Source organism: Luteibacter sp. GL_149, from assembly GCF_057834065.1.
The window spans coordinates 3,000,998-3,012,199 of the sequence record NZ_CM174395.1 but is presented as its reverse complement, the minus strand read 5'-3'; the positions used below and the strand labels follow the sequence as shown (position 1 = coordinate 3,012,199).

General features: G+C 63.8%; 11 protein-coding genes. All 11 read right to left on the bottom strand.

The window, feature by feature from the left end:
• Positions 1-9: 9 nt before the first annotated feature.
• The 11 genes from AC3IR3_RS13365 to AC3IR3_RS13315 are packed head-to-tail and all read right to left on the bottom strand — an operon-like array spanning position 10 to position 11,197.
• Positions 10-327 carry a hypothetical protein gene (locus AC3IR3_RS13365; RefSeq protein WP_489192784.1) on the bottom strand — a complete coding sequence of 106 codons (318 nt, stop codon included), beginning with the start codon at positions 325-327 and terminating at the stop codon, positions 10-12.
• 19 nt (positions 328-346) lie between these two features.
• Positions 347-895, bottom strand: coding sequence for a phage baseplate assembly protein V (locus AC3IR3_RS13360; protein ID WP_489192782.1), 549 nt, complete (start codon positions 893-895; stop codon positions 347-349).
• The gene (locus AC3IR3_RS13355) at positions 892-2,022 is read right to left on the bottom strand and encodes a hypothetical protein (protein WP_489192780.1); all 1,131 of its coding nucleotides are present in this window, start codon (positions 2,020-2,022) and stop codon (positions 892-894) included. The genes AC3IR3_RS13360 and AC3IR3_RS13355 overlap by 4 nt, the downstream gene beginning before the upstream one ends.
• Complete coding sequence (locus tag AC3IR3_RS13350; protein WP_489192779.1) at positions 2,022-2,405, bottom strand: LysM domain-containing protein; 384 nt, start codon at positions 2,403-2,405, stop codon at positions 2,022-2,024. The genes AC3IR3_RS13355 and AC3IR3_RS13350 overlap by 1 nt, the downstream gene beginning before the upstream one ends.
• Entirely contained in the window at positions 2,402-3,052 is a 651-nt protein-coding gene (locus AC3IR3_RS13345; protein WP_132143179.1) for a hypothetical protein, read from the bottom strand. Before AC3IR3_RS13345 ends, AC3IR3_RS13350 begins: the two co-directional genes overlap by 4 nt.
• Positions 3,049-6,600, bottom strand: coding sequence for an eCIS core domain-containing protein (locus AC3IR3_RS13340; protein ID WP_489192777.1), 3,552 nt, complete (start codon positions 6,598-6,600; stop codon positions 3,049-3,051). Before AC3IR3_RS13340 ends, AC3IR3_RS13345 begins: the two co-directional genes overlap by 4 nt.
• Entirely contained in the window at positions 6,597-6,818 is a 222-nt protein-coding gene (locus tag AC3IR3_RS13335) for a hypothetical protein (protein WP_489192776.1), read from the bottom strand. Before AC3IR3_RS13335 ends, AC3IR3_RS13340 begins: the two co-directional genes overlap by 4 nt.
• Positions 6,815-8,653 carry an ATP-binding protein gene (locus AC3IR3_RS13330; RefSeq protein WP_489192774.1) on the bottom strand — a complete coding sequence of 613 codons (1,839 nt, stop codon included), beginning with the start codon at positions 8,651-8,653 and terminating at the stop codon, positions 6,815-6,817. Before AC3IR3_RS13330 ends, AC3IR3_RS13335 begins: the two co-directional genes overlap by 4 nt.
• Entirely contained in the window at positions 8,650-9,915 is a 1,266-nt protein-coding gene (locus AC3IR3_RS13325; protein ID WP_489192772.1) for a Pvc16 family protein, read from the bottom strand. Before AC3IR3_RS13325 ends, AC3IR3_RS13330 begins: the two co-directional genes overlap by 4 nt.
• Positions 9,912-10,505 (bottom strand): hypothetical protein, encoded by a 594-nt coding sequence (locus AC3IR3_RS13320; protein ID WP_489192770.1) that lies wholly within the window; start codon positions 10,503-10,505, stop codon positions 9,912-9,914. Before AC3IR3_RS13320 ends, AC3IR3_RS13325 begins: the two co-directional genes overlap by 4 nt.
• The gene (locus AC3IR3_RS13315) at positions 10,502-11,197 is read right to left on the bottom strand and encodes a hypothetical protein (RefSeq protein ID WP_489192769.1); all 696 of its coding nucleotides are present in this window, start codon (positions 11,195-11,197) and stop codon (positions 10,502-10,504) included. Before AC3IR3_RS13315 ends, AC3IR3_RS13320 begins: the two co-directional genes overlap by 4 nt.
• Between the last annotated feature and the right edge of the window lie 5 nt (positions 11,198-11,202).

The following is an 11,202-nucleotide window of genomic DNA, read 5'->3' as shown; positions in this document are numbered from 1 at the left end:
AGTCTGCCCTCACGTGGCCACGGCGCGTATTTGCGCGACGATGGGCAGCATTGGCGTGCCGCTCGGCGCGCAGACGGAGACGCCACTCTGAATCGCGACAGGTTGGCCCATCGCCATGACGCGCACCGCACCGACCACCCACTGACCGGTTACGCAGGGGCCGGGAGCGGGCGCCACGAACGGGCATCCGGCGATCACATATGGCACCGCCATCGTGGCTACCGGTTGGCCGCTGACCATGACGCGGGGTACCGGCGCGCCAGGCGTCGCCTGTCCTCCGTGCGTACACTGGACGGTCGCGCCGACGTGCAGAATGGGTCCGGGCATGGTGGTCGGTCCTTGTCGGCTACATCACGGTGAGGGCGCCGAGATTGATATCGACGATGTTGGCGGTCAGGGTGATGGACGCCCCTTTGCCGTTCTGGATGAATACGCCCGCATCGTTCACGACGAGCATCGCGCCGGTCAGGCTCTTCAGTACGATGCCGCCTGTCGCCGGTGTCGGCGGTGCGTCGCTGAGCAGCAGCGTCTGCTGTCCCATGGTCTGCATACAGATGTTCGGCGACGCCGGATTGCCAAGCAGTGCCAATGGCGGCACGTCCGAGGCCGCACCCCAACGGCATCCCACCCAGATCGGTCGCGACGCATCGCCCTGTTCGAACTCGACCCATACGCCGGCGCCAATGGGCGGCACCATGAAAACGCCCATGGGCAGACCCGTCGGGCCGGCCAGCGGCACACATGCCTCGGCCCAGCTGGTGGGCGCGTCGCCGGTGACATCGGGAACGATCAGCATCAGCCGGCCGCGCAGCAACGGGTCGACGTTCTGTACGACCGTGCCGCGGTATTTGCCGTAGAAGCTGCGGACCTGTGCATCGGTAATCGAAGTCGTCATGGCATCACCGCCGATACGTTGGAGATCAGTCCGTCGCGCGAAAGATTGAAGTTCTGCTTGTATTCGCCGCGCTTGAGCGAATGGCTGACGCTGTTGACGTAGTACAGCCCGTCGTAGGTGCGTCCGGCGCCGCGCACGCCGACCATCATTCGCGACCGAAGTACGCGGCCGTAGCGCAGCACGTCGAGTGTGCCGGTGCCGGTGACCGCATCGGTCGACTTCCACAGGATGCCCAATGCGCGATTGGCCGCGTCGGTCAGCGACAATCCGGCCATGCCCTCGACGAATTCGACCTTCGCGGGGATCGACATACGCAGCCCCATCGGTGGGCGCAGGATGTTGATGTCCGGGATCGGGATGGGGATAGGAATCTTGCCGGTGAACGGGTCCATCACGGTCACCACCGTGATCTTCTTCATCGTGCCGTCCAGGCTGAAGCTGAGCGACTCGACATTGGTCGCCGCGTCCGAGTCGATGGTCAATGCCGGTTGCGGGTCGGGAATGCGGATGTCCGGACCGAAATAGGCGATGTTCATCCCTGCCACGGGGCCCGGTTCGATGTAGAAGACATAACCGACCTGCTTGGCGAGCTGCTTGATGTACGCCAGATCGGTGCCTGTCTGGCTCGGCAGTGCCTCCAGCGGATTGGATACGTCCGGAAGGATCGGCGGTATGGCCAGCGGGACGATGCCGATCGCGGCGTATTTGGCCAGGATCAGATACACGCGCGCGATGATCGGCATCGCGGGGAAACGCATGAATGGCATCTCCACCAGATCCATCATGCGGCTGAGATCTTCGCCCGTGATGGTGAGCGTGGATTTGCCGACGTCGTTGCTCGGGCTCAGTTCCTGCCGAGTAATGACGCCGTCCATGATGACGGTCGTCTGTCCGTTGACTGTCACCAGCAGGATCACGCGGGTGATGATCGGATCGAAATATCCCGATGGCAGCAGTCGATTCACCAGGCCCGATTCGCGGCCGGCCTTGAAGGTCAGCTGGAAACCGCCGAGTTCGGTCGAGCTGGTTACCTGCACGGCGTCCAGTGCATCCACGACCTCGGCCGGCGCCGGCGAGGGAACCGCCGGACCGATCAGCAGGCTCAGATGAATGCCGCCGTCGAGCATCAGGTGCCTCCCGTCGGCGAGGGCACGTCTTCGGGCAAGGTGATCCGAAGCCGCTCGCCGACCGTTTCGACGAGTTCGCTCGGGCGCAGCGCGCGATTGGCATCGCAGATGCGCCAGTACAGCAAAGGATCGTTGAAGTATTTCGTCGCGATGCCATCCAGCCGGTCGCCCTCGGCGACGACGTGGCGTTGCAGCGGACGAAAGCGCTCCGGTGCCGGCACGAAACGCCGGGTGAGGTAGCTGACCTGACTACCATCGGGCAGCGTCATGGTGGTCGTCGGGATGCCGTAATAGCGACTGTTCGGCGCGAAGGCCTGCATGCCCGCGGCGGAACCTTGCAGGATGGATTCGAGCGTGGCCAGCGCCATCGTCGAGCTGCTCATGGAATGCCTCCGATGCCAAGGACGGACAGGCCGGGAGAGGGCGCCTTCGCGCTCAGCCGCTCCTTCGCCTGCAGGTAACTCAGGAAGATCGACGTGCCGCGATGCGTGAAGGGCAGGTCGTCGACGGTCAAGGTGCGCAGGCCCAGATTGAGCTTGGCGCGGATGGGATTGAGCAGTGCATCGAACGCTTCTTCGGTCACGCTGAACTCGGTGACGCGCACGGGTACGACGCGTTGTGCGCTCCAGACCAGCAGTGCGAGCGGCGCTTCGGTGGGCGCGATCTCCAGCGTGCCGGCCTGCGCGAGTACGTTCTGGTTGATCAGGTCCGCCGACTGTGGATTCACCAGCGATTCCAGTGCGGCGATCTGCGGATACAGCCCGAATTTCACGACATCGGGGTTACTGTCGGGCGCGGCGAGCTGGTCCGTGGCATCCAGTTCGGCTTCGATCTTGAAAGTCTCGATCGCCGGACCTTTCAGGCGCATTGCCTCGGAACGATCGCCGCCTTCGCCGATGCCCTGAACCTGTAAGGTGCGCGAAACGCTGTCCGGGTTGTACTGCATCGTGATCACACGCAGCACCGTGCCGTTCACCGGATCGATCAGCACGATGCCGGCTTTGAGGATGCGCGGAAGCGGCTGGGTCATAGCGGCTTGTCCTTCGGACTGCTCGCGCCCATGACGTTGTCGATCAGTTTGGCGGGATCGAGATTCGGTTTTGTTACTTCGATATCCGACGGGCCGGGCGTGTCCAGCCCTTTGTCCGAGCTGTACGACAACGGCTTGGTGACCTTGATGCCGAGCGTCAGACCCGTGTTGAACTCCTTCGCGGCAAGCGTCCAGTCCCGTTCCGTCGCTATCTTGAAGGGACCGACGCCGGCCTCGGCCTTGACCACCGCCTCAAGCGCGAGCCGGATAGCGAGCGCGAGCGACGCGGCGAAATCGGCCTTCGCCTCGTACCGGCCCTTGGCATAGAAGAGTGTGATGTTGGACAGAACCTCGCCCGAAAGAGTCGCCGTCGCGCTGACCTTCAGGCCACCCGAAACAGACGCGATGCCGACGCTTACTTCGATCAGGCCGCTGATCGATCCTTTGATATACGCGGATGCGCCGATCCAGACCTGGCCTTTGATCTCAATGGACAGATTCGGGTCATCTTCGAGCGGGTCGAATTTTGCTTCCGCCGAGGCGTTGCGAATCTCGCCAGGACCAATCTGATAGCCAGCTTCGAGTTTCCCTTCGATGCGCGCGTTCACGCCCACCACACCGACACTCAGGCCTGGGATGGGAATACTGACTCCCACGTCGAGAATCGTGGCGTCGCCTTTGAAACCTTCGAACAGTTTGATCGGCTTGGCGAACGCGAGCTTGCCGTCGACGTGCAGTTTCTCGTTCTCGTCGAGCGCGACGCCAGCCGTCGCGTCGATGCCCTCGCGTATCGCAAGGGTCAGGCTGCCTTCGCCGGTGAAACGTCCGGTCGGTAACAGGTGCACCTTCAGTACGCCCTTCGCGCGTCCCTTCTCGAAATGGACCGTGCCGTCGCCCGAGAATTTTTCGTCCTTGTAACGCAGGTCGATCGTCGCATCGAAGTTCTTGTACTTGAAACCGATGCCCTTCGCTTCGCCGCTAAGATGTTCGCCGTCGTACTCGATGGCGATATCCACGGGCTTCATCTTGGGGATGTCGAACGTGCCTTTGCCCTTGAACTTCCAGCCGTCCCTGTTTTTTATCAGTTCGACTTCGACGCCCTGCGTCGAGGGAATATCCAGCATCACCTTGCCGCTGGCTTCGATATCGACGCCGCCGCCCTGGTTCTGTCTGAAGCCGATGCCGACTTCGCCGCTCTTCACGTACTTCAGCTTCTTCTGAAGATCGGTCAGTCCGACTTTGCCATGGCCCGACCAGCCCGCCTCTTTCGTGTACTCGAAGTGTGCGGTGGCGCTGTCCACGCCGGGGATGAAGACATTCAGATCGCCGCCGAGCCGGAACCCGGCGGAATCGACGGTGGCCTTCAGTTCGCCCTCCATGATCTTCCGCTTGCCCGCGGAATATTCGATGCCCAGCGTGCCCTCGGCCTTCAGTTCGGGCGAAAGAATCAGCGCGATGTCCGCTTTGGTGACTTTTGCGCCGGGAATGGGGAGTTTGTAGTCGGCGGGTACGAGGTCTTTCGATATGGAGAGAACTTCTTTCTCGTACTTGATATCCAGTTTCTTCAGGAATGGCAGCGATGGCTTGATATAGCCCTTGAAGTCGACACCGTCATCGGTGAGCTCAACGCTGGTGACCGCACCTGGCGACATGAACTTGTAGTCGATCGGAATACCTTGGTCTTTGCCCGACTTCGGAGTGAACGGTGTCAGCAACCCCGATTTGAGATTCACCCCAAACTCGAACGGTGCGTCACCTGTCTTACTCTGCGCATCGCCAAAGGTAAGGGGGAGTCGTGTCGACCTTTTTTCGTCCAGCGCCGCGCGGAGCGTGTCCTTGTCTTTCCCACGCGTCAGCGTCTTGAGCGTAAAGCCGGGTAGAAACGTTATCGCCCCCGTATTGTCATACCCAGGGTTGCCCAGTTGGATGGATTCGCCCGACTTCGCTTTGGAGAAACCTTTGTCGACGCGCAGCGTTGTTATGCGTCCGCCCTTCGTCTTGATGACATAGGCCTCCATGCCTTCCGTCAGGACGGTTTTTCCTTTCGACGCTTTGAACGCCCGTTCGTGGATTCCAAGACAGGTGGGATTCGTTTCCGTTCCGACGTCGGCCACGGTCTTTCCGTCCATGACCGCTTTTTTGAAAGTGAGTTGAATCTGAGAGGCGTTTTTTGCCCCCAGTTGATCTTCGCTCCGGATTGCCTTCGCAAGTGTCGAAAGCTCTGTCCACAGCGTGCGCCCGGCCAGTTCATTCATGGGTCCGTTCAGCGGCCGCAGGTTCTCCTTCGTATTGTTGCCGCCGACCTGGAGCTCGACGATATGATCGGTCTGACACTTGGTTTTCTCGCCTCGGGGAACATAGAACGCCGTCTTGTGACCTCCGGCGTCCTTCCAATTTGGAAGTGCCGAGGCTTCATCGCGTGGCCAACCGACTTTGTCCAGCCATCGATCACGCAATTGCTCGGAGCTATCCCTTGCCTGCTTCAGCACGATTTTGGCGTCCTTGTCGAAATCGCCAATCGTCGCCGCCAAAGCGTGTTTATTGGCGAGGTCGTTGTACGTTTTCTCGACGTCGACGCCCTTGCTCTTTGGCACTTTCAGCATTGACACGTCGAAGGCTAGATTGAACGGGCCACCATTTCGTTCATCCCTGTCCGGGTCGACGCGGACGGTCATAGCGGGCATCTCGTCAGTCGCCCCGATGGCAATGGACATGCTTCTCGCAGGTATCGGGAGCCTCGCAAGGGTTGCTGCCGGTGCGATGCTTATCGGGGGTGCGATGCCGGCGGGCGCTTGCGTCACCGGGTGACCTTGCGTCTGGGTCCGCACAGGGGCGGCACCTTGTTGCGCGACGTGCGCAAGCTCATGCGCCAATAGCTGCTTGCCGGACTGTGTGCCCGGACGATATTCGCCGCTGCCGAACACCACGTGCTGGCCATGTGTGAAAGCTCGTGCCTGAATCGCATCCGCCGCGCGTTCGCCTTGTATCCCGGTGTGGATGCGCACATGGGAGAAGTCGCGACCGAAGCGTTCCTGCATGAAGTGCAGAGTGGCGGGATCGAGGGACGTTCCGTGGTCTTCCAGCGCGTCGAATACCGAGTCGTTCGATTGCGCGTCCGTCTGGCGTGCCTTGCGCTGCAATGGTGCCGTGCCATCGAGTTTTTTCGCGGGTGCGGGTGCTGCCACGGGTTGGTGTACTGGCGAAGGCGCGGGCTTGGCTGTCATGGCTGGGTGGGCGTGCTGCGGATGGGCGTGATTCTTGTGGTGAGGATCGTGTTCGTCGTGGGTCTCGTGTTTTTCGTGCAGGGGCTTCGTATCGTCGCGCGCACGCCGCTGATATTGCGGCCCCGCAGCGCCAAGGGATGGTACGGGTTTACGATTCATCACCGCGTCGGCGGCGCGGTCGGCCTCGTGCTCCAGTGGATCGCCCGGTTCCGACACGCGCGCTTTCTTCTGGCAGTGCGGGCACTCGGATTTATCGTCGCTCTTCTTCTTGCGCGAGATGAGCGGAGGAATGGCGCGCGTCGGCACGAAGCTGTGCTGGGTCATGGCTGGCCCCTCAACAAGGCTTCGGCGATCGCGCGCGCGACGTCGCGTGCCGTGCCACCCCGCAGGTCCACGCGTATCCCCCCGCGCCTCAGATCGACCAACCGACGGTCACGCAAGGCGCGCGACAGCATATCCGGCAACTGCGCCATGGCCGCGCGGGCGGTGCGCTCGTCGATGCCCGAAAGCCGCAGGTGGTCGATGTGGATGCGTGTGCTCACCGGTCGCCTCCGTGCAGCCACGATTCCTGCCACGGACGTTCCAGCTTCATGCACTCCGCTCGTGCCGCCGCGACGATGTGTGCGGTCCGAACCTCGCATCCTGCGTTCGCCGCGCGGCATGCCGCGGACCACGCGATGTTCGCGATATGGCCCCCGGCCAGCGGCATGCGCGCCAGTTGATCGGGATCGATGTCGGCCAGTGGGGTCTGCGCCGGGAAGGCGTGGCGCCATATGTCGCGTCGCGCGGTCTCGCCTGGGAAGGGGAAGCGGACGACGAAGGCGAGGCGACGCAGGAAGGCCGCATCCAGCAATTGGTCGAGGTTGGTCGTAAGTATCGCCAGTCCGTTGAAACTCTCCATGCGCTGGAGCAGGTAAGCCGTTTCGAGGTTGGCGTGACGGTCGCGGCTGTCCTTCCCTTCCGTGCGCCTGCCGAACAGCGCATCGGCTTCATCGAACAACAGCACCGCGCCGCCGCAGTCGGCGGCGTCGAAGACGCGGGCGAGGTTTTTCTCCGTTTCGCCGACGTACTTGCTGACCACCCGCGACAGGTCGATGCGATACAGATCGTGTCCGATCGCGTGCGCGATCACGCGCGCTGCGAGGGTCTTGCCGGTGCCCGGTGGTCCGGAGAACAGCGCAGCCACACCGTTGCCGCGGCCGTTGCGTCTTGCGAATCCCCAGCTTTCGCCGACGAGGACGCGCGAACCGGCATGAGCGGCCAGTTCGCGCAGCTGGTTGGCCTGCTCGTCGGGCAGCACTAGCTCCTCCCAGTCCACGTTCGCATCGATGTGCTCGGCCAGTCCCGCGAGATTGCCCCGGGTCAGCGCACGACAGGCGTCGGCCGCATCGCGTTCGCTCGCAACGGTCAGGTGCAGCCGCTCTGGAGCGTGTCGATATTCGGCCGCCAGGCGCATGATCGCGGCCTCGGGCAGCGCGGGAAGGTGCGCGCGCCAGCGGGCGCGGCGCGAGTCCAGGTCGCTGGCCGGCAGGCGCAGGATGGTTTGCTGGCGCGTTCCCGGGATATCCGGCGAGGCGTCGGCGGCTACGACACATGTCGTGATCTGCTCGATCGCGCGCAGCCAGCGCGGGGACCATTCCGTCGCTTCGAGTAGCAGTATGCGCGGCGACAAGGCGGCTTCGCGGCGCCACCGGCGGATGAATTCATTCGGCTCGGGATCGGCCTGCGTTGCATCGGGAACCGTCATGCGTAAGGCCGCCGCGCCAGTGAGAGCGGCGGCAGCCAGCACGTGAGCATGGCGCTCGGCCATGCTGCCACCCGTAAGGATCGCGAGCGGATCGGCGGCGTCCGCCAGCAGGCGGGCAAGCGTATGGGTGAGCTTCGCATCCAGCGAACCAGTACCGGCGTGGCTCGTCAGTGGCGTCAGCCATGCACCCAGCCACGCGTCCAGCGTATCGATACCGCGCAGTGCGAACACTACGCGTTCGTCGGCATAGATCGCCTTCTGGCTAAGCACCCCATCGCCCGATAGCCGTACCAGATCGAGCGCGCGCAGCGGCGCGCCGGGTGCGAGTGCGGCGAAGTCGTTGCGCCCGAACAGCGCCGACGCAAGGGCCAGCGAAGGCCATGGCTGATCCGGCGAACGTTCCGCGATAAGCGCCGCCGCCTCGTCGTCCAGATCGGGCGCCGCCGCCAGCAACAGCACGTGCCGTGCGAACCTCGACAGACCCAGCCGCAATGCAAGATCGTCCAGCGGCGATCGGCCGTCGGCCTGCCACGGACAGGCATCGTCGCCGCGCAGGCGGGATTTCAGCCATGCCAGTTCGGTGCCGAGCGATTCGGCCGGATCGATGCGGGTGTCGACGAGCGCATTCATGGCGTCACCTGGATCGACGGGGTGGTGAATGGACCGCTGGCGGGAAGCAACGTCGATTCCGCGCCGTCGACGCGCACACGCACCAGCGCCGTGCCGAGCGGCACGGTGGCCGGGACGACGATCGACAGCGTCGGCGATGTTCCCCATCCCGGCGGCAACGGTGCGGGCGGCGGCGGTGGGTCCGGCGGAGCGACGCGCGTGGGCACGCGGAGCACGCTGTTGCCGATGATGATGTCCGCATCCTGATCGAAGCGGACGGGCGGGGTGACGTTGAGCACCAGCGTCCCGCCACGGGCGACGGTCGCGGGAACGGCACCCAGCGTGGGCACCACCATGAAGGCTAGTGAATTGGACTGTGCACCCTCGCGTGTCGTGCCATCGGGTGTGTGGAAGTCGACAGGCTGGCTGACCACGACGGTATTCACGCCTGCATACAACGTGGCCGGCACGGTGACGGTCAGGCGCTCCATCGTGCCGTCGGAATCGGGGGCGACCGTGTCGCGGGGGAACACGACTTTGACGCCAGGCGCTATCAATTGCGATCCGATAAGTGCCAGTGTGCCGCCCACCGCAATCGTCGACGGCTGTACTTCGAGAATCTGCGGACGCTGCAACGGTTGAACGAGGATGTTGGGCGTGGCGACCGGCTTGGTGGCGCGCAGCGGATCGGTGCGCTGGATGATCACGCACGAGGCGACATAGGCGGCGCTGGGCCGGTATTTCGCGCCGAAGGCCGTCCATAACCGCGATATCTCTTCCGTGCTGAGCACTTCGGGCGACACCTTCACCACTTCGAACTGATCGGCCAGGTTCGAGTCGGCGATGGTCTTCAGTTGCGGCGGTACGTCCGTCGTCGTCACGCCGGCCAGTGCCTTGCGCAGGCCACTGCGCGAAAGCAGCGGCGTTTCGTGCAGCACCTGCATGCCGTAGCCGAGCAGGATTTCCGAATGCAGTTCCTTGATGCCGTAGGCCATCAGCAGGTAGTGCAGGTTGAGGGTCAGCGGAGAGTTGGCGACGCGATTGCCGTCCACGTCGCGCGTCGGCAGATCCATGTTGCGCCACGCGGCGTTCTCGGTGACCTGGTAAAGGAACAGGTTGAGCTGGCTTTTTGCTCCGACGCCTTCGATCGCGATGCGATCGGGCGGTAGCGCGGAAATCAGCACGTCGCCGACGCTGCCGGTGACATGCTCGTCGAGCACGCCGTCGGCCAGCAGGTTTTTCAGCGCCTGGGTTACGGCGGCCACGGCCAGCGCGGTGCTCATTGCTGCTGGCTCCGTGCGTCCAGGTACTCGGACAGGGACAGCGGCCTGGGTGCGACGGTCGCGCGACCCGGGGCCGATGGCCGGACGGTGGGCGACGCGACGATTTCGAGCTTGCCGATGTGGATTTCTACATGCGCTTCGGCGCGTGGCGCCGGTTCGCGTTCGCGTGGGGCGGTTGCGGGTTGCGGCTGGGCGCTTCGACGTGCCGGTGGTGGCGTGGCATCGTTGCTGCCTTCGCGTCGAGGTGTCGGTGTCGCGGGCAATGTTGCCTCGGACACGCTACGAATGGGCAGCGTGTCCGAGGGTGTTACCGTCGTTACCGTATGCGGTGCGATGGTGTATTCGTGAGCCTGCTCGCTTGCATCGCCGCGGTCGGGTGCATCGTCGGCACGGGGACGCGCCGCTACTCCATCGACTGCTTCGATGTCTGTATTGAGCGGTGCGATAGCGGCAGGCATGGGTGCTGCAACGGGGGGCACATCTGCTTCGGGTACGGGATCGGGCAGCCACAGATCGCTGATATCGCGTCGCGGACGGATGCCGTCCAGCTCGCCGCGTGCGCGCATCAGGACCGCAGTCAGGAAATTCATGACACACCCATGCGCGCGAAATAGAACGCCCTGCGCCACGAGGACATCGCCAGCACGCTGACTTCGCTCCATCCATACGCGCGGCATAGCGCCGCGACGTCGAGTAACTGGCGGTGAGCCCAGTCACCCGCGCGCCCGAGTACGAACGCACAGATATCCAGCGGCAACGCGTCGTCATGCGCGCAGGCCGGGCAGGTGAGGCCGACCGACAGGTTGGCCAGCGGCGCCATGGCATCCAGTCGTACTTCGCATAGCGTACGTACGGTGGCCGGAATATCCGTCGCCGACTGGGTAGCGCCGTCGAGATGCGCAAGCACGATGCAGCGACCGAACAGCGCATCCTCGCTGACCGGCTGTCCGAGTGCCCATACGACATCGTCGATGGTGGGAATGCACAGTTCGATATGCCAGCCATCGCGATCGACGATGCCATCCGTCATGGCGCCGATAGCGAGCTGCGCAACGGGAATGGCGACATCCATGCGTTCGCCGCAATGTGCGCAGGTCGCTTCGCCGTCGAGGATATCGCCGGTCAGCTCGCGATGAAGCGCAAGCATGGTCGCATCGCGTGTGCCGACGTCGAGGGCACCGGCATGGCGGGTTCCCGCACCCTCCAGCAAGGTGGCGGCGCGGCGGCATACCGGTTGGGCCAGGGTCGCTTCCCAGGCGGATACGAGCGCGGCGACGTCCATGAGGT